The 26,716-nt window shown below is 38.9% G+C and carries 19 protein-coding genes and 1 pseudogene; 11 read left to right on the top strand and 9 right to left on the bottom strand.

Features of this window, described 5'->3' with window-relative positions:
- Window positions 1–85 precede the first annotated feature (85 nt).
- The 3 genes from ND2E_RS13495 to ND2E_RS13485 all read left to right on the top strand — a co-directional run bounded on the left by ND2E_RS13495 (window position 86) and on the right by ND2E_RS13485 (window position 2,333).
- Window positions 86–838 (top strand): electron transfer flavoprotein subunit beta/FixA family protein, encoded by a 753-nt coding sequence (locus ND2E_RS13495; protein WP_033093326.1) that lies wholly within the window; start codon window positions 86–88, stop codon window positions 836–838.
- The gene (locus tag ND2E_RS13490; RefSeq protein WP_033093327.1) at window positions 835–1,761 is read left to right on the top strand and encodes an electron transfer flavoprotein subunit alpha/FixB family protein; all 927 of its coding nucleotides are present in this window, start codon (window positions 835–837) and stop codon (window positions 1,759–1,761) included. Before ND2E_RS13495 ends, ND2E_RS13490 begins: the two co-directional genes overlap by 4 nt.
- A 173-nt stretch (window positions 1,762–1,934) precedes the next feature.
- Complete coding sequence (locus ND2E_RS13485) at window positions 1,935–2,333, top strand: SUI1 family translation initiation factor (protein ID WP_150113729.1); 399 nt, start codon at window positions 1,935–1,937, stop codon at window positions 2,331–2,333.
- 46 nt (window positions 2,334–2,379) lie between these two features.
- Here ND2E_RS13485 and recR read toward each other — a convergent pair whose 3' ends face one another.
- The 6 genes from recR to ND2E_RS13455 form a co-directional block, all read right to left on the bottom strand.
- The gene (gene recR / locus ND2E_RS13480; RefSeq protein ID WP_033093328.1) at window positions 2,380–2,985 is read right to left on the bottom strand and encodes a recombination mediator RecR; all 606 of its coding nucleotides are present in this window, start codon (window positions 2,983–2,985) and stop codon (window positions 2,380–2,382) included.
- Window positions 2,986–3,147: 162 nt separating this feature from the next.
- A complete protein-coding gene (locus ND2E_RS13475; RefSeq protein WP_033093329.1) occupies window positions 3,148–5,781 on the bottom strand; it encodes a glycoside hydrolase family 3 C-terminal domain-containing protein in 2,634 nt (877 codons plus the stop codon).
- 226 nt (window positions 5,782–6,007) lie between these two features.
- A complete protein-coding gene (locus tag ND2E_RS13470) occupies window positions 6,008–6,805 on the bottom strand; it encodes a sugar-binding protein (RefSeq protein ID WP_052056407.1) in 798 nt (265 codons plus the stop codon).
- The gene (locus tag ND2E_RS13465; RefSeq protein WP_033093330.1) at window positions 6,789–7,346 is read right to left on the bottom strand and encodes a gluconokinase; all 558 of its coding nucleotides are present in this window, start codon (window positions 7,344–7,346) and stop codon (window positions 6,789–6,791) included. Before ND2E_RS13465 ends, ND2E_RS13470 begins: the two co-directional genes overlap by 17 nt.
- The gene (locus ND2E_RS13460) at window positions 7,343–9,751 is read right to left on the bottom strand and encodes a GH36-type glycosyl hydrolase domain-containing protein (protein ID WP_033093331.1); all 2,409 of its coding nucleotides are present in this window, start codon (window positions 9,749–9,751) and stop codon (window positions 7,343–7,345) included. Before ND2E_RS13460 ends, ND2E_RS13465 begins: the two co-directional genes overlap by 4 nt.
- Window positions 9,744–11,120: an MFS transporter gene (locus ND2E_RS13455; RefSeq protein ID WP_033093332.1), complete on the bottom strand. Its 1,377-nt coding sequence runs from the start codon at window positions 11,118–11,120 to the stop codon at window positions 9,744–9,746. The genes ND2E_RS13460 and ND2E_RS13455 overlap by 8 nt, the downstream gene beginning before the upstream one ends.
- Window positions 11,121–11,555: 435 nt before the next feature.
- On the opposite strand from ND2E_RS13455, the gene ND2E_RS22160 reads away from it, so the two are divergent.
- The 8 genes from ND2E_RS22160 to ND2E_RS13425 all read left to right on the top strand — a co-directional run bounded on the left by ND2E_RS22160 (window position 11,556) and on the right by ND2E_RS13425 (window position 21,358).
- Window positions 11,556–13,748, top strand: coding sequence for a TonB-dependent receptor (locus ND2E_RS22160; protein WP_223303575.1), 2,193 nt, complete (start codon window positions 11,556–11,558; stop codon window positions 13,746–13,748).
- On the top strand, window positions 13,736–14,728 hold the full coding sequence (locus ND2E_RS23295) for a TonB-dependent receptor domain-containing protein (RefSeq protein ID WP_263281877.1): 993 nt from the start codon (window positions 13,736–13,738) through the stop codon (window positions 14,726–14,728). Before ND2E_RS22160 ends, ND2E_RS23295 begins: the two co-directional genes overlap by 13 nt.
- 159 nt (window positions 14,729–14,887) lie before the next feature.
- A complete protein-coding gene (locus ND2E_RS13450) occupies window positions 14,888–16,459 on the top strand; it encodes a tryptophan halogenase family protein (RefSeq protein ID WP_033093518.1) in 1,572 nt (523 codons plus the stop codon).
- 15 nt (window positions 16,460–16,474) lie between these two features.
- Window positions 16,475–17,191, top strand: coding sequence for a SapC family protein (locus ND2E_RS13445; RefSeq protein ID WP_033093333.1), 717 nt, complete (start codon window positions 16,475–16,477; stop codon window positions 17,189–17,191).
- Between the two features lie 147 nt (window positions 17,192–17,338).
- Window positions 17,339–18,337 (top strand): cupin-like domain-containing protein, encoded by a 999-nt coding sequence (locus tag ND2E_RS13440; RefSeq protein WP_052056409.1) that lies wholly within the window; start codon window positions 17,339–17,341, stop codon window positions 18,335–18,337.
- 55 nt (window positions 18,338–18,392) lie between these two features.
- Window positions 18,393–19,871 (top strand): tryptophan halogenase family protein, encoded by a 1,479-nt coding sequence (locus ND2E_RS13435; protein WP_033093335.1) that lies wholly within the window; start codon window positions 18,393–18,395, stop codon window positions 19,869–19,871.
- 35 nt (window positions 19,872–19,906) lie between these two features.
- Complete coding sequence (locus tag ND2E_RS13430) at window positions 19,907–20,755, top strand: polysaccharide deacetylase family protein (protein ID WP_223303576.1); 849 nt, start codon at window positions 19,907–19,909, stop codon at window positions 20,753–20,755.
- A 48-nt stretch (window positions 20,756–20,803) separates the two neighbouring features.
- A complete protein-coding gene (locus ND2E_RS13425) occupies window positions 20,804–21,358 on the top strand; it encodes a hypothetical protein (RefSeq protein WP_033093336.1) in 555 nt (184 codons plus the stop codon).
- Window positions 21,359–21,444: 86 nt separating this feature from the next.
- Here ND2E_RS13425 and ND2E_RS0121405 read toward each other — a convergent pair.
- The 3 genes and pseudogenes from ND2E_RS0121405 to ND2E_RS13415 all read right to left on the bottom strand — a co-directional run.
- A pseudogene (locus tag ND2E_RS0121405) lies at window positions 21,445–22,380 on the bottom strand (glycoside hydrolase family 16 protein); the annotation flags it as partial.
- Between the two features lie 304 nt (window positions 22,381–22,684).
- Window positions 22,685–25,300: a glycoside hydrolase family 3 protein gene (locus ND2E_RS13420; RefSeq protein WP_081962006.1), complete on the bottom strand. Its 2,616-nt coding sequence runs from the start codon at window positions 25,298–25,300 to the stop codon at window positions 22,685–22,687.
- A gap of 72 nt (window positions 25,301–25,372) precedes the next feature.
- Complete coding sequence (locus ND2E_RS13415; protein WP_033093337.1) at window positions 25,373–26,641, bottom strand: sugar MFS transporter; 1,269 nt, start codon at window positions 26,639–26,641, stop codon at window positions 25,373–25,375.
- Window positions 26,642–26,716 lie beyond the last annotated feature (75 nt).

Consider the following 26,716-nt stretch of genomic DNA (forward strand, 5'->3'; position numbering starts at 1 on the left):
AGATTACGTTGACGTTGACGTAAAGCAAGGGTATCTTTTAACTATTATTTATTTTGTAATTTAACAAACCTTTTCAGAGGCTACGATGAAAGTATTAGTTCCGATAAAACGTGTTATTGACTATAACGTCAAAGTTCGGGTTAAACCCGATCAATCAAATGTAGATCTTGCCAATACCAAAATGGCTATAAACCCTTTTTGTGAGATTGCCGTTGAAGAAGCTGTTCGTTTAAAAGAAGCAGGTACTGCAACTGAAGTTATTGCAATTTCAATCGGTGATAAATCTTGCCAAGAGCAATTGCGTACCGCATTAGCGTTAGGTGCAGATCGCGCCATTCAAATTGAAACTGATGAAAACTTAGACGCATTAAACATTGCCAAATTACTTAAAAAAGTTGTAGAAGAAGAACAACCGCAACTGGTCATTTTAGGTAAGCAATCTATTGATAGTGACAACAACCAAACGGGCCAAATGCTTGCTGCTTTAACCGGTATGCCTCAAGGTACATTCGCTTCTGTAGTAAAAGTAGAAGGCGAAAAAGTTAATGTAACTCGTGAGATTGATGGCGGTTTACAAACTGTCGCGCTTAACCTACCTGCAATTGTGACCACAGATTTACGTTTAAATGAACCACGTTATGCCTCATTACCTAATATTATGAAAGCTAAGCGTAAGCCATTAGCAGTAAAATCGGCAGCCGATTTTGGCATCGACCTGACAGCTCGCACTAAATTATTAAAAGTGACTCCGCCTGCACAACGCCAAGCTGGTATTGTGGTAGAGAGTGTTGATGAATTAGTAGAAAAATTAAAAAATGAAGCCAAGGTGATCTCATGAGTATTTTAGTAATTGCTGAACACGATAACAGCTCGTTAAAAGCTGAGACGCTTAAAACAGTTAATGCCGCACAAAAAATTGGTGGTGACATTACCTTACTAGTAGCGGGTTATAACTGTCAAAATGCTGTTGACGCGGCTTCAAAAGTAAATGGCGTAAGCAAAGTATTAGCATGTGATAATGCCGCTTATGAACATCAACTTGCTGAAAATGTTAGCTTACTGGTAACTGAATTAGCAGCAGACTATGAACATATCTTAGCAACAGCACTAACTACCGGCAAAAACTTTATGCCAAGAGTTGCTGCCTTATTAGATGTTTCACAAATTTCTGACATTATTGACGTTGAAAGTAGTGATACTTTTGTCCGTCCTATCTATGCTGGTAACGCGATTGCTACAGTGCAAAGTTTAGATAGCAAAAAGGTTATTACTGTACGTACTACAGGCTTTGATGCCGTTGCTACAGATGGTAATGCTGAAGTGGTTACCCTTGATACCGTAACCGATGCAGGTACCTCAAGCCATGTAAGCGATGAATTAACTGTATCTGAGCGACCTGACTTAGGCGCTGCAAGCGTGGTAATTTCTGGTGGTCGCGGTATGCAAAATGGCGATAACTTTAAATTACTTGATGGTATTGCCGACAAACTTGGTGCAGCCATTGGTGCATCTCGCGCTGCTGTTGATGCTGGTTTTGTTCCTAATGATATGCAAGTTGGTCAAACAGGTAAGATTGTTGCACCGGACTTATATATTGCAGTAGGTATCAGCGGTGCTATTCAGCATTTAGCGGGTATGAAAGATTCAAAAGTTATTGTAGCTATCAATAAAGATCCAGAGGCACCAATCTTCCAAGTTGCTGATTACGGTATCGTCACTGATTTATTTGATGCATTACCAGAGTTAGAAAGCAAACTATAATATAGCTCTCACTGCAAACAATACTTTGTGTGGTATTAAGCACAAAATAATATTGATATAATAAAACCACGCTTATGAAAATAAGACGTGGTTTTAATTTATCTAAAATTTGTCAAGCGAATTTGTACCAATCGAATTAATGCAAAGTGACTATTAAGAGTATTGAGTGATTTATGAAAAATAATTTATCGAGTTTAAGTGATTTAGCAGCTGCATTTGGCAAAGCACCAATAGCGCAAGATAAGTCTACGCCAGCGAGTGATGACTCATTAGTCTATTCAACAGACACGGGGCGAATCAGCCAACAAAAAGAAAAATCAATTACCCCAAGTGATGGTTTTGCTAGAGTAAGACGTGAAACTAAGGGGCGAAAAGGTAAGGGTGTTATTGTTATCAGTGGCTTAGGACTCGATAATAAAGCACTAAAAGAGTTAGCAAAAAAACTAAAAAAAACTTGTGGTAGCGGTGGCTCAGTCGTTGACGAAACCATAGAAGTCCAAGGCGATAAACGAGAGGTTATACAACAAGTATTAGAGAAAGCAGGCTTTAAAGTTAAGTTCACTGGCGGTTAGCAATGCACACAACTAAAGCCTACTCAAAACAAGTATAAAAAACACACTAAACCTGGTAATTTTTTCTACCAGATAACGCATGTGATAGTGTATTACCATCAACGTATTCTAATTCCCCACCAACGGGGACACCGTGAGCAATTCTAGAAACATTGACTTGGTGCTGCTGAGCAAGTTCGGCAACAAAGTGTGCTGTAGCCTCCCCTTCCACCGTCGGATTAGTTGCTAAAATAACTTCACTAAACTGACCCGTCGCAAATTGCTTGGCTAAAATATCTAAACCTAAATCGTCCGGCCCTATGCCATCAATGGGGGATAAATGTCCCATCAAAACGAAATACTTTCCAAAGAATTCACCCGTTTGTTCAATCGCAATGACATCCCCCGGAGTTTCCACAATACACAAAGTCGTTGAAAGTTGGCGTTTTGGACTCTGACATATTTCACATAGCTCTTCTTCAGTAAAGTTTCTACACTGTTGGCAATGACCAATATCCGTCATAGCTCTTGCTAGGGTATTAGCAAGTTTGCTGCCGCCACGGCGATTTCGTTCAAGTAACTGAAATGCCATGCGCTGTGCTGACTTCGCACCAACCCCAGGTAAACATTTTAATGAATCAATTAACTCTTGTACAAGTGGACTAAATTTCATGAATAGTAGCTACTTTAAAATATATGTGGCTAATTTTAATAAAATTAGCCACATAATAGTAGCAACTTAGTTAAATAAAAACTGCGTTTGTAAAATATATGCAGGTTCTAATATCACTGTGGTTATTAGCACTCTTTTTAACAACCTATTTGCTAATGCTAATTACTGTAGATATTTAAATGTCGCCTTGAGTTTTATATCGGTTAAGGCGGTTCCTAGTAGTACTTCAAACTCACCTGTTTCCGCTAACCAATCATTAGTGTCAATATCCCAAAAAGATAAATCACGTTTATTTAAGGAAATACTAACTTGTTTACTTTCTCCTGGCACTAAATAAACTTTGGCAAAACCTTTAAGCTCTTTTACCGGCCTATCAACACTTGATTCAACATCATGGAGGTATAATTGTAGAACTTCAGCGCCAGCTAATTTACCAGTATTTTTTATCATTGCCGTCACGGTAATTTCTTGCTCACCACTGATTTCTTTTGCTGATAAGTTGATATCAGTTAAAGAAAACTGGGTATATGAAAGACCATGACCAAAACTAAAGGTGGGCTTTATATTTTGTTGTTCGAACCAGCGATAACCAATAAATACACCTTCACTGTATAAACTCTCTGTGGCGTTGTAATCATTCAACGTAATAGGCGCTGTATCTTCGAGCCGAGCTGGTAATGTTATCGGCATTTTTCCGCTTGGGTTTATATCGCCAAACAAAATATCAGCAAAGGCATTACCTGCCTCCATGCCGCCATACCAGCCCCAAACAATAGCCTTAGCTTTTTCAGCCCATGGCATTTCAACGGCAGAGCCTGCAACCATGAAAACAATGGTATTTGGGTTCGCTGACAATAAATTAGTAATAATTTCATCTTGAGCATTTGGCAACTTCATATCATGACGATCAATCGCTTCTCTATCATCGCCATGGCTTAATCCGCCGAAATATACCACGGCATCAGCACTCTTCGCTGCCGCTAAATAACTCGCTTCATCGCTAAATAAATTCCCCGGTGCATCCCAACCCAAGACAAAATTATCATTGCCATCGTAATCAATAACAAATTGATAAACTTCACCAGCAACCAGCTCAATGTCATGACTACGCACAACATTATTCATGCCTTCGTGTGTTAATATTTTTTGGCCATTAACACTGAGTGTAAACTTCCCAAGGGCTTTAACTTTTAGCTGATGAGTGCCCGTTTGCAACGGTTTAATATCAGCCTTCATGGTAATGAAGTCAGTCGCTTTCGAGGGTGATGACTTTTCTGCTGAATCATCTATTGATGTCAGTTCTGACATCTTGTTAGGAGAAATATACTTGGCATCGACTATCCAAGACTCACTTATAAGCTGTGTTCTCGCTTGGTCAGAAAATGTTGATATATTCCATGCAGGAGTTCCTGTCCAATGGCGCGAATTAACATAATCACTAGCTATAGGCGCTAACACACTTGAGCGAGCCCGCATAACAGTAATCCTAACATCATCGCCTAACGCATTTTTCAATCCTTGTAAGGGGGTAATTTCATAAGCTGATTTAACCTCTGAAGAGCCGCCACCTTGTCCGTGTTTTTTATCTGCATTCGGGCCAATAACTAAGATATTTTTAATTAAGGGCTTAACAAGGGGTAAAATATTATTATCATTTTTTAATAACACTACACCTTGGTTCGCAATTTTTCGTGCAATCTGGCGATGTTCATCAGTATTGCGCTCACCCGGCAACCGGCTCTCATCCATCATACCTATTCGGTGCTGCAAACGTAAAACCCGCCTAACTTTATCGTCTAATACTGCTTCTGGTATCTTACCTGTTCGTATCTGTTTCAGTAACGGTTGCGCTAAGAAGTAGTCATCATAGCTTTCAACGTTAGTGCCCATCTCTAAATCCAGACCATTCATAGCGGCATCATAAGTATTGATATCAACATTCCAGTCAGTGAGTAGAACGCCATCAAAGCCCCACTCTCCTTTTAGAATATCCATCACCAAATGTTTACTTTGATTAACATTAGTGCCGTAATATTGATTATAAGCGCCCATAATACTGTAGACATTTGCTTCTTTAACCGCTGCTTCAAACACCGGTAAATACACCTCTCTCAAGGTGCGTTCATCTGGTTTAGCATTAACGCCAATGCGATTTAGCTCTTGGGTATTTAAGGCATAATGTTTTACGTTGGCCGCGACATCATTCTTTTGAATTGCGATGACTTCTGGCACGACTAACTTAGCTGCTAAAAATGGATCTTCTCCCATGTATTCGAAGTTACGGCCATATAATGGCAAGCGCGCTAGGTTCACTCCAGGGCCTAAAATAATGTCTTTTTTACGATGCCTTGCTTCACTGCCTAATACGCTACCATGTAATGTCGCCATTTCTACATCCCAACTAGCAGCAACTGACGTTAAATGTGGCAAATAGGTAGAGTCATCATCTGTCCAACCTGCGGAATCCCAGCTGAATTTTTCAATTTGATGCCTTACACCGTGTGGGCCATCAGAGAGCCATAATTCTGGTATATCAAAGCGTTCTATAGCGCTAACATGAAACTTACCACTGGCATGTACTCTTGATATTTTCTCCTCTAACGTCATTTGACTCAATAGTGACTCGACATTCTCTTCAACTTGCGCCAGCCTTTGCTGTTTATTTGTAAACTGATTTTGCGCTCTTGTCCCAGATTTCATTGAATCATCTGTTTGCTCTTTATTAGTACTCACTTCACAAGCGCATAGACTAAATACCACAATTGGTACGCTAAAGTATTTTACTGCTTTCTTCATGGCTAAACCTTATATTTGATAATATTGCAAATCGTTGAGCTGGTTAAATAAAATTCTCCCCTTCAAGAAACACTAAGGGAGGTAAAGGAGTAGATAAGTGTCGATGTCATCTGTGCTCCTTAAACTATTCTTCGTTATAATGGGAGATGTTCACTTCTCTAGCATTATTGAGCTAACTTATTAGTAAACAGCTCTAGACTATCGCTTCTTAATCGACGCTGATTTATCAGTGATTATCAATCAAAGTTAACTGGCTAAAAACATCAGCAGTGATATAACCTAAATTTTTATTGCCATTCACTGCTTTGATATCTATCGAACCGATAAAATGTTCACGCTCTTTACTGCCATCGTTATCACAATAAGCCAACATAAAGCCGAGCTTTTTCCCAACAAATAAATTAACGGGTTGTGATTCTTTATATTGGCTTGGCGTTCCCTTTTTCACAGGCAAAGCGAAATTATCGTCATACACCCGAACAGATACTTCCCAAATCACTTTATTGGGTGAGATTTCACTGCGCCGCCATACACTCGTAATATGATCATTTAATAGAACAAAGTTATCTGAGCCATCGATATTCTTCTCACCAATATCCACAGCCTGATTATCAAGCGCGATGTGATAGGCAAAAGCATTAAAGTTAAATTGATGATTACCGCCAGAGGCATCTTCATCTAGAAATATTTCTAAGCAATCATCGTCCCAATATAAATGCCGTGGGTCTGCGTGTTGATCGAATAAAACATCATCGGTTATTTCTACCAATAGATAGAGCTGCTGTTCATCCCACATGACTTTAAATTGTCCAGAAAAATCATCCGCACTTGGTTGTTCACCTAAAATTAAGCTATCGAGTGGCTGCCATTTGGCTTGCTGCCAACTAACTTCTTTTGCTACCCCATCAACAAGCATTTTTTCAGATGTTCTAAGAGCTTCAAGGGCAGAAACTTCAAGTGTTATCACTGCTAAGAATGTGCTGACAATCTGCAAAGGTGTAAAAACACTAAAATATTTGTTCATTATTCTTTTTCCTAATAATTTGTTTAGCGAGCTTAGTTAATTCATTAGCCACTAGCTCCAAAGGTCGTTCTATATCGATAACGCTAACATCTTGTTCACTAGGCAAGGGAGGTTCCATCGCTGCGAATTGGCTATCAAGAAGAGCCAATGGAAAGAAGTGATTTTTTCGCTGAGAAATTCGCTTAGCTATAACATCCTTACTCGCAACCAAAGAGAAGAAATGGCAATAAAATGGCAGTTCTCTAAATAAATTTCGCTGGGTGGATTTTAGCCCAGAATAAGCAAGTGCAACTGAATGACCTTGTAATGAAAGCAATACTAAGTGTTCGGTAATACTTAATAACCAAGGAGTTCTCATTTCATCTGTTAGCGGTTTATTTTCTGCCATATGCTTTTTAGCTTGTGGGCTATGAAAGTCATCTGCATCGACATAACACCATGAAAACTCATCAGATATGTGTTTTGCAACACTTGATTTTCCCGTGCCACTCACCCCCATAACAATAAACAAATACGGTCTTGTCTTTGATAATTGTGTCATTGAACGTTATCCTCACTGACCTTTGGCAGCCTCACTTGCAGTTGGTAGTGTTGACCTGCCTGTAGGCAAGTTAAGACATTGCCTGTAATAATATGTTTATCGAGTAAGAGTTCCATATTTAAAACTTCCTTCGTTTGCTCAATGTCAAAATTAACTATTGCTTCTCTAAAAATTCGTTGACCAGATAACTTTTGCAAACTTGCGGGTATTTTAGGTGCTACACGTAAACCACTAGCGCAACCTTTTAACCCGCATAACTCTTCAACCAAGCAACGATATAACCAAGAAGTAGTACCGGTATTAAATAAATGACTCGAACGGCCAGCTTGTTCAGGAAATTGGTAAAAAGCCCCGCGATAATAATTGGGAATATAGACAGGTAACTGTCCTGTAATTTCAGCATTATCAAGCGACGGTAACATTTTACAAAGTAACTCGAACGCTAAATTATTTTGTCCAACTTGGTAAAGTGCATAGATATAAAATATTGCCGCGTGATTATAAACCGAGCCATTTTCAGATACCCCAGGGTGTTTTTGCGTGATCCTACCAATGTCTTCCACCATGCGGGTATAACTCGGTGCCAACATCATGACACCTTGTGGAGTAATTAATTGCTCAGAGATTGCCTCAATCATATCAAGCTGCTGATGTTCATTTGCTGCACCACTGAGCATGGACCAACTTTGCGGATTAAGAAATATTTTTCCTTCTAAGTCTTTATCGGTACCAAACACTCGGCCATCATCGGTAATACCCCGAGCAAACCACTGCCCGTGCCATAAATATTTATTTACTGCAGCATTAATGGCCTTCGCAGCAAAACGATATTCATTATACTTTTGTTGATTAATGTCAATATTGTATTCATTACAAAGATCGCACCAAGTATTTAGCGCATAGGCTGTTGCTAAAGATAACCAAGTAGAAACGCCCTGGCCTTTATAACCAACCATATTCATTGGGTCACACCAATCTCCTTGCTCAATAAAACTCAAACCTCGACGATCGGTGGCATTAAGGAGGTAATCCAATGCTAATTCTATATGGCAGATAAAAGACTGTTCTTGGCTTGAGTCAGCAAAAGTGATCATTTCACTTAATAAACTGACATCAGCCGTTTCATTTAAATAGACAGACAAACAAATAGGCAGCCAAACACCATGATCGGCATGGGGTACTTGATTGATATATTTTAGCTTTGCATCACTATGTAACAGTACACCTTCTGGCATAGCACCATTTATTGCTTGCTGAGATACCGCTAAGATATAAGCTTCACGGGTCTGCTTTGAATTAATAAATGCCATGCCCATATTATCTTGAATATAATTACGAGTTTGTGGGTCGGTACTTAGACGATTAACATCTCCATGATAATACATTTGTCGTGGTAGCCAATGGTTAACAAAGTCGTCAAAACTGTCATTATTGCTATTTATGGTCAAGCAGGCTTCGCTCTGCGAAATATATTCATGGTAAGTTTTAATTGCTTTTTGTCTTTGTGAATGGCCGAGATACTTTTCTCTTAGTTCATCGATTTCACTAGTGTCCTTTACTGGGCCAAACAAAAACTGATACGTTTTATGTTCATTAGGTAACAACGGTTGCTGAAATTGCATTACCGCAACAGGTGTTTCATAGCGCGCTTCAACATTTCCCAAATTCTCTGCTACTAATGCACTGGGCTGATGTAGACCCCCCTCACCTTCAAAGTCTTTTTGGTTGGCATGCCAAGCCGTAGGAGGGGTATCACTTAAAAAAAAAGTTGTGTCTTTTAACTGCTTATTAGCAAAATAATCAGCCACTTTTTGATAAGGCGTCACAGAATGAGCGACAATAGCATTAAGTGATTTATCAAACGTTGCCGACTGGTTCATCCACGACATATAACCAATAGAAAAATAAGGGTAAACACTTATATTTTTCTTAGTTTCTGTTAAGTTTTTTACCGAAAAAAGCCAACATTCAATCAAGTCTTCTTTAGTTAAATTAACTTTTATTGTTATCTGCAAGCCAAAATGTTCAATTAACCAGGTAATATCGCTGTTACCTAGCTCAAAGGAAAATTTATCGAGTTGAACACGCTTAGGCTCATAAGGTAGTGAAATGATTTCACCACTATCTTCATCTTTTAAGTAAAAGAAACGACCAGGATGATGACTGAAATAGCTATGCTCTGGTTGAATAAAACTTTTAGCTTCCATGTTTGGCGCATAGGAATACTTAGCTGGCTCAGGCTGCATAAACTGTGAGTTAACATACCCTCGGCAATTTACTTGCATCACCATAGCCCGATTCCATAAATACCCCGTTGCATTAGGCAGTTTAATAGGACTAGATAGTTTTATTCTACTCAATCCATCAAGCTCAGTATCAATAGTGAACAAAGGTAACTCAGACATTAGTAACTCCTGTTGTACCTTTTTCCTGTAGAAGTAATTCCTCTTGAATGTTCTGTAACTGTTTATTATCTAACGGATAAAAATAAATTATAGGTACTGAAATTGCAGCAAAAACAGCAGGAATTAACGTCATCAACAATACAATGCCTTCTTGGGATGCACCTGATTGCACTTGATTTGCGACATAACCAAGTGAAGCAAGTAACCAACCAATCATAGCGCCTGCAAAAGCTCCACCAAGTTTTTGAGCAAATGCCGCAGCTGAAAAAATCATAGCCGTTGCTCGTCTTCCTGTTCGCCATTGAGAAAAATCTGCCGTATCAGCGTACATAGAAAAAACCAGTGGAGATTTAGGCCCTAATGCTAAGCCAATCATAATTTGCAAAATGAACATTAAAACAACATTGTCATTTGGCACAAAGTAAAGAATAAGTGAAAGTCCTGCCACACAAGCCATCAACAGCATCAGTAAACGTCGTTTATCAATAAACTTGGTAAGTAGTGGCGTAGAGGCTGCACCAACAGCCAACGCAATCATGTAAGCCATAGCAAAACGGCCAATTAAGTCAGGGCGTTCAACATAATATTTAAAATAAAAAGTACCACTGCTACCTCTTAAAGAAATGGTCATCATGATAATAAGCGCGAGCACAAACAAAACTTTCCAAGGTTTATTCTGTGTTAGGTCTTTTAAATCCTGCAGTAGCGGTGTCTTTTGCTCTAGCGGGGGAAAAACGCGCTCGCTAGTAGATAAAAAGGTGATAACAAAAAGAAGTGCGGCCACTAAACCATAGAGCAACATAGTATACTGCCAACCTAAAGCCTCATTGCCCTGCCCTAAATAGTTGACCAGTTCAGGTGTCATATAAGCAACTAGGCTACCTCCAGAAAATGCGCCAATAAAACGGAAGCTAGTAAGTATAGTTCTTTGCTGGCTATCAGGGGTGATGACACCGAGTAAGGCGCCATAGGGCACATTAATAAAGGTATAAGCTAACATCATGAAAATGTAGGTGACGTAAGCCCAAATAAGCTTATTACTATCACTCACATCAGGAACTGTGAAGGTTAGAACACCTGCAGCCACCATAGGGATTATTCCCCAGAGTAAATAGGGCCTAAACTTACCAAATTGTGTTTTGGTACGATCGGCTAATGCCCCCATCAATGGATCAGAAACAGCATCAATAAGCCTAGTTACTAACATCATAGTACCTACCGCAGCGGCAGGTAGGCCAAAAATATCGGTATAGAAGATGAAAAGAAATACATCAAAAACCCGCCAATAAAAATTTGAGGCTACATCACCACAGGCATACCCCACTTTTTCACCTAATGTCAGCTGATGTTTTGCTATTTTTTTTATCATTTTTTAACTCTTAATAATCACGAAAAGTTACATATTCACATCTAGTTCTCGATCACCATAATTACATTTCATCATATCAAACAAGATAAAATGTAAGCGCTTACAAATATACAAGCATTTCAGCTTTTATCAACAAGAAGTTATTACCACAATTATATAAATCAACATAACCACATAAATATCAGTTAGTTAATTAGATAAGATTAAATACCATCTTGGGTGATAATTGTACTTTTAGTGTATAAACTTTAATTTAATTTAAAATAATTATTGACCTACATTTATTATTAACTTACTTTTATGTAAGCGCTTACATAAAATAATGAATTACAACTTGTCATATTTTAGTGATTTGTTATATTTTTCTATGTTGCCATGTAAGCGCTTAACCAATACATATAACTATAAAGTGGTCCACTACACTGGGGATGTAACATGAGTCAGAAAATATTTACTAAAACAAGAATTGCAACTAGCCTATCATTGATATTAGGCGCAACTGCATTACCTGTATTATCAGCAGAAGAAGCTAGCTTAAAAGATAATGACGACATTGAAGTTATTGCAGTAACAGGTATTCGCGGTAGTTTAACTAAATCAATGGATATTAAACGGACCTCAAAAGGTGTTGTAGATGCGATATCAGCAGAAGATATGGGGAAATTTCCTGATACTAACTTAGCTGAGTCATTACAGCGTATCTCTGGTGTTTCTATTGATAGAGAAAATGGTGAAGGCTCTAAAGTCACAGTACGTGGTTTTGGTCCTGACTATAACTTAGTTACCCTAAATGGTCGCCAAATGCCATCTTCATCAATCGACTCAACGAAAGCTTCTGATTCACGGTCATTTGATTTTGGTAACATTGCCTCGGAAGGTATCAGCTCGGTTGAGGTTTATAAAACAGGCAGAGCAGCAATAGCAACAGGGGGTATCGGTTCTACTATTAATTTAGTTACCCTCAAACCGTTAAATCTTGGTGGTCAACAGGCATCAATTGGTGTTAAAGGCGTTCATGATACTTCCAGCCAAGATGGTGACAGCTTAACACCAGAGCTTTCAGGCCTATACAGTAATACCTATGCTGATGGTAAGTTTGGTGTTGCTCTTACAGGTAGTTATCAAAACCGCCAAAGTGGTTTAGCACGTGCTGGTGTCGATAATGGCTGGCGTCCACAAACAGGTGGGGTCGGTGGTTGGGGTGCTGTAGGTGACGGCCCTGAACATATCAATGCGCCAGCTGATGGTGTTATTTATGCTGTACCTCAAAATGCGCTTTATGGTTTTAGTGAAACAGAACGCACACGTACCAATGGCCAATTAACCCTACAGTATCGACCTGTTGATAACCTAACCGCAACTTTTGATTATACTTACTCTAAAAATGAAGTTGAAGTAAATCAAAATATCCACTCGGTATGGATGAACTTTGGCCATAATGCGAGTGAATGGACCGACCCTAATAGTTCTAATGTTGCTGCACCAATATTTATATCGGAAAATAATACCGGTGTTTCAAATGACTCCCCTCCTTTTGGACTTAACGAAAATGATTTAAACCATGCCGACTTAGTTAGTCAGGTAGAGCAAAGTGCGTCAGTAAGTGAAAATCAATCTGTTGGCTTAAATTTAGAGTACTTAGTTAATGATAATTTGTCATTTAGCTTTGATTACCACAATTCAAGTGCGGAATCTAAACCAGACAGTATTTATGGTAACAGTAATACCATTCAAATGGCGACTAACATTCGTGGCGAAACTGCTATAGATTTTTCGTCAAAATTCCCTGTTGTTTCCGTTAAATTTCCTAGCGAACTTAACGCTGCTGATTACGCGAATGCAGACTATCCAAACCCAAACAACTCATTATCAGGTACCAGTGGCTTAACACCTGATGGAGTAAGAACTACCGGTACTAGTTTCAGAAATAGCTATATGAAGTCTGAGATTGAACAAGTACAGTTTGATGGTAGTTATACCTTCGATGCTGGCGTTGTTGAGAGTATAGATTTTGGTATTGGCCATAATAAAGTTGAAAACCGTAACGCTTTTGCTATAGCTGAACGTGCTACTTGGGGTGGCGTTGGTGATTATGACGATGTTCCTAATGATATGTTATTAGCAAGTCAAAGTACTATGGTTGACCGCTTTGATAACCTGCCTGGTGATAAAAGCAATATGATTAATGCTTTTTGGGACGTAGACTTCCAAACAATGGCCGATATTGTTGGTAGTAATTACGGCGTGCCACTAAATGCAGATGGTTCTCCAGCTGATCCAGCTTGGCCTTGTGGTACAACAGTTTGTGCTCCGAGTACTTATGCAACCGATAGACGCACCGTAGAAGAAACCACCAGTGCTTTCGTGCAAGCGAATTTAACCTTTGAAGTTGCAGAAATGCCATTAAATGTAACGGTTGGCGTGCGTTATGAAAAAACGGATGTAACAGCCACCACATTGCTGCCTGATATTGAAGCTATTGGTTGGATTTCTGATAATGAGTTTGATATTCAACGTGGTGATGCAATTTTCTATGAGGGAACAGGGGATTACGATTACTTTTTGCCAAGTATGATGCAATTTTCTATGAGGGAACAGGGGATTACGATTACTTTTTGCCAAGTATAGACGTCGATTATGAGATTGTTGAAGATTTAATTGTTCGTGCCTCATTCAGCCAAACTTTAACCCGTCCGGGATATGGCAACTTAACCGCAGGTGGTCGATTAGATGGCGTAAACATTGAAGAAGCGACAGGTAGTCAAGGTAACCCTGGATTACTACCAATTGAATCGACTAACTATGATATTTCCTTTGAATATTATTATGGCGATGCGAGTTACGCTTCCATTGGCTACTTCAGAAAAGATGTCGACAACTTTATTGCGTCAACCTTCACTAACTCATCACCTTTTAATGTGACAAGTCCAGTACAAGGTCAACGTTTTGATGAGGCCGTTGCCGCTCTACCAGCAGCCGATGCGAATAACAGTGCTGCTATTCGTGGTGAAATCCAAAATCAAAATCCCAATGATGATTACATCACACCACCAAACGCAGAAACGGGTGAAGGTGCGAAAATATGGGGTCACCCGACTGAGAATGATATTGTTGACGTAAGGTTCTCACAACCAATTAACCAAGATGAAAACGAAGTAACAGGCTTTGAATTTGCCATTCAGCATTTATTCGGTGAATCTGGTTTTGGGACCATAGTTAACTACACTTATGTTGATAGTGATCTTGAATATGACAACGGGGATATTAGCGGAGAAGGCCAATCACCATTACTCGGCTTAAGTGACTCGGCTAACTTTGTTGGTTTCTATGATAAAGATGGCATTCAATTTCGAGTGGCTTATAACTGGCGTGATACCTTCTTAAACGCGACATCTGATGCTGTCGGCCCTAACCCGGTATATACCGAAGCATATGGCCAATGGGATGTTAATTTAAGTTATGAGTTTAACGAAAACCTTACGGTATTTGCTGAAGGCATCAACATAACTGATGAGACAACGAGAATGTTTGGTCGTCATGAATTGATGACTTTAAATATTCAACAAACCGGTCCTCGTTATAATATAGGGATGCGTTATAAGTTCTAAGCAATATCTGCTAATGAACATAACACTAAACTTAACCAACCAGTCGCTCTTAGTAGTGGTTGGTTGGTTAACCCAGAAGTTGTTGACCTGAAAAGGATCTTAGCCAATAGTAGAAAAGCCGTACAATACTAACCATTAACCATTACTGTGATTTTTGTTATGAATAAAGCCTTAAAAAATATAGTTATCGTTGGCGGTGGTACAGCTGGTTGGTTAACTGCTGCTATTATCGCAGCACAGCACAATAGTCATCACCCAGACGGTGTAAACATAACCTTAATTGAATCACCCGATATAAAACCTATTGGTGTTGGCGAAGGAACTTGGCCAACAATGAGAAATTCCTTGGAAAAGATAGGTATCTCTGAAGATGATTTTTTCCGCTGTACAGATGCATCTTTTAAACAAGGCTCACAATTTATTGGCTGGAATAATGGGCAAGTAAACGATAGCTATTATCATCCATTTATCGCTCCTCATGGCTTTGGTCAAACGAATATTTCGGCAAATTGGCAACAATTTAATAGCCATATACCCTTCGCTCATGCGATTAGCTTTCAACCCTACTTGTGTGATCACGGTTGTGCACCAAAACAACCGCAAACACCTGAATATGCTGGTGTCGCTAATTATGGTTATCATTTAAATGCAGGGAAGTTCGCTGCATTATTACAGCAACACTGCATCGCGAAACTCGGCATTAAACACATTAGTGACAATGTCATTAAAGTTAACGGCGAAGTAAAAGAAAATATAACCTCAGTTACCACCAAAAATAATGGCGATATTTCAGCACACTTATTTATCGACTGTTCAGGCAGTAACGCTTTATTATTGGGGCAGCATTATCAGGTTCCCTTTATCAATAAAAAAGATATTTTATTCAATGATACGGCATTAGCTGTGCAGGTACCTTATAGTAAACCTGATGCCCCAATTGCCTCACATACTATTTCAACTGCACAAAAAGCAGGTTGGATATGGGATATTGGCTTACCTACCAGAAGAGGTGTTGGTTATGTCTACGCAAGCGATTACCTAACTGACAGTGAAGCAGAAACAACGTTACGGGATTACTTGAAGCAAGACTTGCCCGCAGAAGCCGTTAAAGAGGCTGTCATTAGAAAAATCTCCTTTACGCCTGGACACAGAGAAAATTTTTGGCATAAAAACTGTGTTGCTGTTGGCATGGCGGCAGGTTTTTTAGAGCCTTTAGAAGCATCTGCTTTGGCACTAGTTGAGCTATCAGCCAACATGATCGCTAAAGAATTACCCGCTAATATGAGCATAATTGAGATCACGGCAAAGCGCTTTAACCAACGTTTTCATTATCGTTGGCAGCGTATTATCGAATTTTTAAAGTTGCATTATTTATTAAGTAAAAGAACGGATAGCCCGTATTGGCTAGATAATCAATCAGCTACATCTGTGCCACAACGTTTACAAGAACTTATCAAATTATGGCGCTTTCAAGCGCCCTCTTATAATGACTTTAGCGAAATAGAAGAAATCTTTCCGGCAGCTAGTTATCAATATATTTTGTATGGCATGGGTTTTATTACTGAGAAGAGAACGACCAGCAACCTTTATGATAATACGGCACTTGCAGAAAAATATGCCTTTGAAAATAGGCAACTTTGCGATAAATACTTAGCTGGCCTACCCAAAAATCGTCAACTAATCAACCATATACTTGCTCGTGGCAAAAACAAGAATATCCACAGCATCTAACAAACTGGAGTCCACATGGCTAATCACGTTTTATTAAATAATATTGATCATCACGATTTAAAAATCATCACAGATAAATCAGACCAATATGGTAATAACACTATGTATAGTGTGGTTTATCCATTCGAGTTTAAAGAACTACAAGCCGATTACCCGATTTTTTTCCATAAAGATAATACCTCTAATAACTATACAGCATTAGCATTATTTGGCTTTGACGAAAACGAGAACCTCTTTCTACAAAATGAAAAGTGGCACGCCAGCTATATTCCACTTATGATTCAAAGAGAACCTTTTTTAATTGGTCAACAAAATCAAATAGAACAAGGTGAGACGGTCAATAATCAGGTAATTCATCTGGACTTAGATAGCCCAAGAGTCAGTAAAGAGCATGGTACTGACATATTTTTACCTAACGGCGGGAACAGCGAATATATTAGTAAAATAAGCTCAATACTTAAGGCAATTCATGACAGCAAAATATCAACAAAATTATTTTTTGATACTTTAAAAGAGCATGATCTATTTGAGGCTTTTAATTTAGATATTCAATTAAAAGATGGCTCTAATAATCGCTTATCTGGTTTTTATACCATTAATGAGGATAAGCTTAGAGCGTTATCTGGTGACGTTTTAACACAATTAAACAAGTCAGGATTATTAATGCTGATTTACATGGTTATTGCCTCACATGCTAATCTCAATGCGATGATTCAGTTAAAAGACCAATAACGCTATCAAAGCTCAACCAAATAAGTAAATCATAAATAACTTGGGTTTTTGACAACTAGTTATTAACCCAAGCTATTAACTTAGCAGGTATTTGTTATCACCAAGATATTTAAAAAAATAATCAGCAACTGCGCTCAGGTCAAAGAGGTGTATGGTTGCACGCCAGATAATATCCCACCAGAAATATTATCTTCTCATGAGCCCTTAATACTTAAAAAGTTAGTCAGTCATTGGCCTTTGGTAAAGTTAACTGAAAGCTCAGTCAAAAGTAGTGTTGATTATCTAAAACAATTTTATCATGGACAGCCCATAGGCGCTTTTACTGCCGAGCCAGAGATCAATGGTAGATATTTTTATCGGCATGGCTTATCACAATTAAATTTTTGTAAACAATATAATCAACTGGATACCCTACTGGACGAACTGTTAGCACAGCTGTCTGAACAACTTAATGATAAAAAAGTACCAGGAATTTATGTTGGGTCGGCTAATGTTGATCAACTACTACCGGGCTTTCGAGTTGAAAATGATCTGAGTGCTTTAAGTAAATTTAAACCACTGATGAGTATTTGGCTGAGTAATCAAAGCCGTATTGCCGCTCACCATGATGTCCCCAATAACATAGCTTGCTGCATTGCCGGTAAAAGGCGCTTTACTTTATTTCCACCAGAGCAACTAGAGAATTTATATATAGGTCCACTGGATAATACCCCTGCAGGACAAGCTGTCAGTTTGGTTGATTTTCATCAGCCAGATTGGGTTATATACCCACGGTTTAAAACGGCTTTACAACATGCCCAGATCGCAGAACTTGAAACCGGTGACGCCTTATTCTTACCCAGTATGTGGTGGCACCATGTAGAAAGCCTGAGTCCGTATAATATTTTAGTTAATTACTGGTGGCAAACAACAAGCTCTCATATGGGAGCACCAATAGATGCAATGATGCACGCGCTGTTAAATATAAAAAACCTACCCATTGAGCAAAAAGAGGCATGGTTTGAAATGTTTAAATTTTACGTATTTAACAATGACTCTGCTGCATTGTCGCATATCCCTAAAGAACAGCTTGGTGTATTGAATCCTATGGATGATAAGTCATCCAGGCAAATTAGATCAATGTTGCTAAACAAGCTTAATAAATAGACTTAGTTTTAACTCAATCTTTTAGAGAAGCATTTTATTGAAAAGGTCATACGCTATGAATACAGATAAAATAAAAAAAGTGGTAATTGCTGGTGGTGGAACTGCAGGCTGGATGGCTGCGGCCGCAATTTCAAAATTGCTAGGAAAAAATTTAGAGATTACCTTGGTCGAATCTGATGAAATAGCCACTGTAGGCGTTGGTGAGGCAACCATCCCAACCTTACAATACTTTCATCAGCTACTTAACATCAAAGAAGCTGACTTCCTCAAAGCCACTCACGGCACCTTTAAACTCGGCATTAGTTTTGAAAACTGGCGCGATAAAAATGAAGATTACATTCATGCTTTTGGCACCACAGGAAAAGATTGCTGGGCGGCAGGTTTTCAGCACTTTTGGCTTAAAGGTCAACAAAAAGGCATTGCCGGCGAATATGGTGACTATTGCCTTGAAAAAGCCGCCGCAAGTGCTGAAAAATTTGCCCAACTCCCTAATAACGGTCTTAATTATGCCTATCATATTGATGCAACATTATATGGTCAGTTTCTACGAAAAATGAGTGAGCAACATGGCACTAAACGTATTGAAGGAAAAATAGATAAAGTTAATCTACACCCAGAGTCAGGCTATATCGACTCACTTACTTTAGCCTCAGGTAAAGTCATTGACGGAGATTTATTTCTTGATTGTACTGGGCAACGTGCATTATTGATTGAACAAGCTCTGCATACCGGCTTTGAGGATTGGTCGCATTGGTTACCTTGTGATTCAGCCATAGCAGTACAAACAAAATCTGTTGATAACCCTATCCCTTATACTCGCTCTATTGCTCATGATTTTGGCTGGCAATGGAAGATCCCTCTACAACATCGTGTTGGTAATGGTATCGTTTTTAGTAGCAAGTTTGTCACTGATGATGAAGCGAAAAGTACCTTGATGAATAATCTAGTTGGTGAAGCAATCACAGAGCCACGGGTGATAAAGTTTAGAACCGGCACTCGTCGCCAGCACTGGAACAAAAACTGTGTCGCAGTTGGCTTATCAAGTGGCTTTTTAGAACCATTAGAATCAACCAGTATCCATCTAATACAACAAGCAATAGTGCGCTTAATGAGAATGTTCCCTCACACGGGGATCCAGCAAAGTGATATCGATGAATTTAATAAGCAGACTAAATTTGATACCGCCAGCATTAGGGACTTTATCATTTTGCACTACAGTGTCACCAATAGACAAAATAGTAACTTTTGGCGACATTGCCGTAATATGCCAATACCCGAAACCCTAGCTAACAAAATTAAGTTATTTAAAGAAACAGGTCGATTTTTTAGAGAAAACAACGAATTGTTTGATGATTCATGGATGCAGGTGATGATTGGTCAAGGTTTACTACCTCGAAACTACCATCCCATTGTTGATAATATGTCTGATGATGAGCTAAAACGCTTTCTTGAGCATATCAAAGCCAATGTCGATGGCACCGTTAATCAGTTACCTAATCATGCCACTTTCATTGAACAATTTTGTCATGCCTAAGTTTTATTAAAGCTAGCCATAGAGGAATTTGAAGTGTGCTTAAAGCAATAAATATGTTGGTAACTGTTAATTTATCCTTAGTTATTTGCATCATTGTTACTTTAATTAACGCTTCTCATGCCCTGACTAATACTGAGCGTACTGACAATTCTGATAACAAATTTAGCTGGCCTAATGGCGCTAAAGCAGCTGTTAACTTATCCTATGATGACGCGCTAGCAAGTCAATTAGACCATGCTGTCCCTGCTCTTAATCACTATGGATTCAAGGGTTCTTTTTATCTGACCCTGAGCGCAAAGTCAGTCAACGAAAGACTCGAAGACTGGCGTGCAATTGCCAAACAAGGTCATGAATTAGGTAACCATACAATTAACCACGCCTGTCGTGCGTCTTTACCCAATCGACAATGGGTAGAAAACAATAATAACCTTGATAACAAAACAATGGCGCAGATGACAAAAGAAATTATCAAGGCCAATGAGTTATTAAATGCGATTGACGGTCAAAAAATCAGAACATTCACTCTTCCCTGTGGCGACAACATTGTTGAAGGCAGAGACTTACTTCCTGAAATAGCCCCTTACTTTGTCGGCATTAAAAGTCATGAAGGTGTTATCCCCGCCTCGATGGTATTTTTTAATCCAATGAATGCGCCCGTCATTGCACCTTCAAACGTAACTGGTCAAGCGTTGATAGCGCAAGTAAAACAAGCCGCTAAAAACAATAGTATTGTAAGCTTCACTTTTCATGGAATTGGCGCAGATCATCTCGCAATTTCAATTGATGCTCACCAACAACTTTTAGACTACCTAGCAAAAAATAAAGCAATTTACTGGGTTGATACTTTTAGGAATATTAGCTTGCATATCACTCAAAATAATTGATACTGCCTTTTAGGCAGATATTGTCACTATTCATTAAGGACGTAAGCAGTGAAAGTAGAGATAGAAACCTACGAGTTTAACAAAGAGCTTTTTTTCTACGATCTTGTTACAAGCTTCTCCATTTCACTTTGTGGCTGCCCAGTTATATTTGAGGAAGACTTGAATATTTATCACTCAGCTAATCAAGTATTAAGCTTTCCTGGAGCTTTCGCAGAGAGTAAGCATATGGTGCCCTTTAGGTTAAGGCAACAGGCAAGTAAAGGAGATTTAAACAAAAGTAGACATATTGCCTCCTGCTGTATGATGTTAGCCAATACCGCTTATGAGTCAGTGAAAAACTTCAATGATGGCTCTGAAATATTTGAGTTTTTTAGGCATATTCGAAATGCATCTTCACACCTAAATAGGTTCCAATTTAATCATAAAGAGCCCGCACACCCAGCTAAGTGGAGAGGTGCTGTTATTGATAATAGACAAAAAGGTGAAAACAACCCTCTATTTGGTCAATCTTGCTTTGGTCGCTTTATTGGTGTCGCCGACATTCTTGATTTGTTAATGGATATAGAAAGAAAGATCATTTTATCATTAGAAGATCCCCAGTAATTATTCACAATAACCTTTAACTTGATAATATAAAAAAATTAAAGGCTTGGGGCTTTGGGACCTTTGATTAACACTGCATCTTCACCAATAGCCTCACAACCTTCACCTGTTTCAGGGGACACAGAACATTCATACACTCTGACATAATCAATAGCTAAGGATTGAGGAAATATGCTTTCATCAATGCCCTTTTCATTCACATTAGCGGCCCAAGCACCACCCACAGCAAAATTTAACAGCAAATGAAAATCTTGGTCAAATGGCGCACTATTTTCGCCGTTAATTAAAGCCCCCTCACTATTCATATATTGTGAATACCAACCTGTATCACGTTGTGTAGCAAAATGGATATCATCAACATACCAACGAATTTCTCCTTCTTGCCACTCAACCGCATATTCATGAAAGTCATCTGTTGGATTTAAGCCAGCAGGTAAATGAAACGCTTTTCCTGCGTAAACATTCTCTGGCCAGGCTCGACCATAATGTAACGTACCATGGATTCTTGATTCTTCTTGCCCTTCGCTTGAGCCACTTTCATCAGACTTAGCTTTTAAGTTGACCGCTTCCATAATATCGATTTCACCGGAGCCTGCCCAACCACCATATGCCCACTCGGTAGGCAACATCCAAATAGCAGGCCAAGTCCCTTGTCCTTGCGGTAACTTTGCACGAATTTCAAATCGACCAAAGGTCCAATCTCCTTTGTTTTTGCTGCGCAGTCTAGCTGAGGTATAAGGTAGCGTGCGGGTATTATTCGTATTATAGTTTGGATCATCATCTTGCGTTGAAGGGCCCGTAAAGTTCTCCTTCAAAGCAACTATCTTTAAAATGCCTTGCTCAATAAAGGCATTCTCAGTTCGGTCGGTATAGCACTGTTGCTCATTATTACCACCACCAAAGCAGTTCACCTCAAACGTCCATTTAGCCAAATCAATGTTTTCGTCATCAAACTCATCTTGCCAAATTAGTTGCCATTGCTCGCTGATTAATACAGTTTTAATAGGGTCTTGAGAATGCAAAATATCAAGGTCCCTAGAAGTATCTATATCAGCAGTGGTAGATTCTGCAGGCACTTCTGATTCAGAGCTACTTCCATCACATGCAGATAAACTAAGAGCAACACACACTACAAAAAATCGTTTTGATAACCGTGTCATTGATGACCTTCCCTCTACACTATTTTAGTTATTATATTAAGGAGTTTAGAAGCATCCCGAAAGCTCCATAACAATTTGAATCTTAACACTTTCCATAAGTTTAATTTTTTTTAGAAAAGACTATCATTTCATATCAAACAAAATGACAGTCTTTACCTTCATTAAATTATGACTCAGAGCAAGTAATTTCACTGGTTAAGTCAACTTGACTCTCAGTTTTAATATAAATATTGCCAAGTGTTAAACTAAAGTCCCCTGCACTTGTCAGCTTGAATGGCGTAAATACTTTAGCCATATCTGTTCCCGATGTTTTAAAGCAAGATAAAGAAATGTTAATTGTGTGCCATTCTTTTAATGTGTGTTTTTTTAATACCTTAGTGATATCTACACTACCTTGGCATTCTTGCTCACAACTCATTTCAACCACTACAGCTTCACTCGGAAATTGCTTAATATTTACATCAAAACTTAACACGCCATTCGCTTCATTAAATGCGCGTAGATCTGAAGGAAATGCTGATGTTAAATGAATACTTCCTATACCTGCATTTTTCCAACTCACCATAAGTGAGTCTTCTTGAACGTTGCGATCTGTTGTTTTTACCGCAATAGTTTTTAAAGCTAAAACGCTAGAAGTTAATTCCGTACTGCCTTTTTCATCAGATAGAAACAGATGTAAAGGAGCTTTAGCACTTCGATTAAATAACGCTTTTTCCGTTAATTCACTCTTTGATTTCGACGAAGATTGCTCTGATAAATCATCAGTTAACACATTGTCTGCACCATATACCAAGCCAAATCCATAGGGTAATAATGGCGCATAATCTTCATCAAATCGATTAACTGTCGTTTGTTCTGAATCTGCAGGCCATGAGTAAGAAAGCTTGCCGACAAAGTCATAATTCACATTACCATTAGGATGCGTGAATAATACATCTGCAACCCCATTTCCTTCTGAACCCGGCAACCACGCAGCGATAAAAGCATCAGAGGAATTAAGTTCCGCATTCACCCACATTGGGCGACCACTAATAAATACAGAAACAACAGGAATACCTTGAGCTTTTAACCGCTTTAACAGCGCTAAATCTGATTTATTACCACGCTGATATTCGAGGTTGTCTAAATCACCATTACCCTCTGCATAAGGCTCTTCTCCAAAAACAACAATAGCAACGTCAGGTTTCTCCTTAAATTCACCTGCAACATTTAATTGTACTTTGCCCCCACCAGCATTCACGGCTTGTTTAATACCTGCATAGATTGAGCTGCCTCCAGGGAAATCAGTATTAGTATTACCTGTGCCTTGCCAAGTAATGCTCCAACCACCTGATTGTTTGCCTATATTATCTGCTCCGTCACCAGCAACTAATATATTTTTATTCGGTTTTAGTGGTAATAAATTATCTTTATTTTTAAGGAGAACTAAAGACTCTCTGACGGCTTGACGAGCAATGGTACGATGTGCGGAAGCACCAATTAATTCAGTTTTACCTGATAATGGCCGATTTTCAGGACTCGGTTTACTAAATAACCCCGCTCGAATTTTCACGCGTAAAATTCGACTTACCGCATCATCAATCCTCGATAGACTGATTTCCCCCTTGTTAACTTGCGCAATGGTGTTTTCATACAATGGTTTCCAAGCATTTGTTGGCACCATAAAAATATCTAGACCTGCATTAACCGCTTGTGGGCAACTTTCATTGCTACAACCTTTGACTTGTCCGTGACCATTCCAGTCACCAACAACAAACCCATCAAACCCCATACGCTCTTTTAACACGTCGGTCATTAAATATTTATTGCCATGACTTTTCACACCATGCCAGCTATTAAATGATGCCATAACTGATTGTGCGCCAGCCGTTAAGCCACCAACATAACCCTGGGCATGCAATTTAAATAAGTCTTCTTCACTTGCCAGGTTATTACCTTGGTCATCGCCACTTTCTGTGCCGCCATCACCAATAAAGTGCTTAACGGTACTAATAACTTGTTCATCCCCCAAAAAATCTTCGTCTACTGCGCCCTGAAGACCGTTAACAATAGCAGCCGCGTATGCTCTCACTATTTCTGGATCTTCAGAATAACCTTCATAAGTTCTACCCCAACGATCATCACGAACAACGGCAACGGTTGGTGCAAAAACCCAATCAATTCCGGTAACCATCACTTCTCTTGCGGTAATACTGGCAATACTTTCAATGAGCTCAGGATTATTAGCTGCACCTAAGCCTATATTATGAGGAAATAAGGTAGCACCGATAACATTGTTATGACCATGTACCGCATCAGTCCCCCACATAGTAGGAATTTTACTGCCATCAAGCGAGTCATCGATAGATGCTTGATAAAAATTTTCCGCTAACTTTATCCAATCAGCTGGTGTTGCATGTTTATTGTTTTCAGGAAATGCACCACCACCATTTAAATACGAACCAAATCCATACTTACGCATGTCTTCAACGCTAATATCTCTTATTTCAGGTTGGATCATTTGTGCGACTTTTTGCTCAAGTGTCATAGTTGCTAATAATGATCTTACTCTAGCTTCAATATCAGCATCAGTTTTCACGGCAATATCGAGTTCCGGCCATATTTCTAAGGAGAGTGATATTTGTGCTTGCTGTGATATTACAGCTGCCTTTTCATGTAATATGGTTGAGTCCACTTCTTGTTTATTACCGTTACACCCAACTAGCAGCGATGTGATAGTTAAACAAAGTATGCTCAAACAGGCCCTTGCATTAAAATTATTAATTTTTATTATGTGTTTCATATGATTGCTTCTTACTTTTGACAATTATTATCATTAATTATTAAAATTTATCGGATAAAAAAATAACAGTATTTAACGGGTAACTTCTTTTACTTTGCTGCCAGATAAGCCGTAATAAGCAATAAAGAAGTAACATAAAATGGGTAAGAAGAATGCAGGCTGAACACCTATACTGTCAGCAAGAAGGCCTTGAAATAGTGGAATAATCGCGCCCCCAACAATAGCTAAACATAAAATGCCTGAGCCTTGGCTGGTATGCTGACCTAAACCATTAATTGCCAGACTGAAAATTGTTGGAAACATAATAGAATTAAAGAGTCCAACCAGTAAAATTGCCACCATAGCAAGTGTACCAGAGGAAAATATAGCAATTAAAATTAACAAGATGGAGATAGTAGCATTGATGAATAGGACCTTACCTGCAGCTACTTTCTGCATTACGACCGCCCCAATAAACCGACCGACCATGGCCCCCCCCCAGTAATAAGCAATATACTTTGCTGCTTCTGGTTCATCTAAGGCTGCAATACTTGGTTCAGCTAAAAAACTTACCAAAAAACTACCAATGGCAACTTCAGCGCCAACATAAACAAAAATACCAACTGCACCTAGTACTAAGTGACTATATTGCCAAGCACTGCCTGTATCTTTAGTTAAGTCTTTTTGTTCTTGTTCTTCATTTACCGATAAGTTTGGCAGCTTTAACCAAGCAAAAATTGCTGCAAGCACTAGCAACATTGCAGCTAAAAAAATGTAAGGAAGCTGTACTGCTTCTGCCGAGGCTTGCGCAGACATTGACTCTGCCGCATGATCCAAAATTAAGAAAGCACCAAAAAATGGTGCTACCGTAGTGCCTAAAGCATTAAAAGCTTGAGTCATGGTTAAACGAGATGAAGCTGTTTTGGCATCGCCTAGCATACTAACATAAGGATTTGCGGATACTTGTAATAAGGTAATGCCGCTAGCCAAAATAAATAGTGCCATCAAGAAAACAGGATAACTGTGCATACTTGCCGCAGGATAAAAACATAAGCAACCAATAGCAGCAATAACCAAACCTAATACTATACCTTTTTGATAGCCAAGCCTTTTAACTAGCATACCTGCTGGCAGTGAAACCAGAAAATACGCCCCAAAAAAACAAAACTGTACCAACATGGCTTGGCTATATGATAAATCGAAAACCCCTTTTAAATGTGGAATTAAAATATCATTTAAACAGGTTATAAAGCCCCACATAAAAAACAAGGAGGTTAATGACGTTAGTGCAAAAGTATAGTTATTTTTTTGCGGTACATCACTCACCTGATTGAATGTACCTGTATTTGAATGCATTGCCATAATTTCCTCTTTAATATTTATTTGCTTTAGGTTTTAACTTTTAATGGTATGACTTACTTAACGACGGTAACGGTT

The sequence above is a fragment of the Colwellia psychrerythraea genome, from assembly GCF_000764225.1.
Taxonomy (GTDB): Bacteria; Pseudomonadota; Gammaproteobacteria; order Enterobacterales; family Alteromonadaceae; genus Colwellia; species Colwellia psychrerythraea_D.

Coding starts and splice junctions, on each gene's coding strand:
- ND2E_RS13415 (WP_033093337.1), bottom strand. CDS start 26,641: ATGGCAATGCATTCAAATACAGGTACATTCAATCAGGTGAGTGATGTA.
- ND2E_RS13495 (WP_033093326.1), top strand. CDS start 86: ATGAAAGTATTAGTTCCGATAAAACGTGTTATTGACTATAACGTCAAA.
- ND2E_RS13460 (WP_033093331.1), bottom strand. CDS start 9,751: ATGTCTGAGTTACCTTTGTTCACTATTGATACTGAGCTTGATGGATTG.
- ND2E_RS22160 (WP_223303575.1), top strand. CDS start 11,556: ATGAGTCAGAAAATATTTACTAAAACAAGAATTGCAACTAGCCTATCA.
- ND2E_RS13420 (WP_081962006.1), bottom strand. CDS start 25,300: ATGAAACACATAATAAAAATTAATAATTTTAATGCAAGGGCCTGTTTG.
- ND2E_RS13490 (WP_033093327.1), top strand. CDS start 835: ATGAGTATTTTAGTAATTGCTGAACACGATAACAGCTCGTTAAAAGCT.
- ND2E_RS13450 (WP_033093518.1), top strand. CDS start 14,888: ATGAATAAAGCCTTAAAAAATATAGTTATCGTTGGCGGTGGTACAGCT.
- ND2E_RS13485 (WP_150113729.1), top strand. CDS start 1,935: ATGAAAAATAATTTATCGAGTTTAAGTGATTTAGCAGCTGCATTTGGC.
- ND2E_RS13465 (WP_033093330.1), bottom strand. CDS start 7,346: ATGACACAATTATCAAAGACAAGACCGTATTTGTTTATTGTTATGGGG.
- ND2E_RS13455 (WP_033093332.1), bottom strand. CDS start 11,120: ATGATAAAAAAAATAGCAAAACATCAGCTGACATTAGGTGAAAAAGTG.
- ND2E_RS13470 (WP_052056407.1), bottom strand. CDS start 6,805: ATGAACAAATATTTTAGTGTTTTTACACCTTTGCAGATTGTCAGCACA.
- ND2E_RS13435 (WP_033093335.1), top strand. CDS start 18,393: ATGAATACAGATAAAATAAAAAAAGTGGTAATTGCTGGTGGTGGAACT.
- recR (WP_033093328.1), bottom strand. CDS start 2,985: ATGAAATTTAGTCCACTTGTACAAGAGTTAATTGATTCATTAAAATGT.
- ND2E_RS13475 (WP_033093329.1), bottom strand. CDS start 5,781: ATGAAGAAAGCAGTAAAATACTTTAGCGTACCAATTGTGGTATTTAGT.
- ND2E_RS13445 (WP_033093333.1), top strand. CDS start 16,475: ATGGCTAATCACGTTTTATTAAATAATATTGATCATCACGATTTAAAA.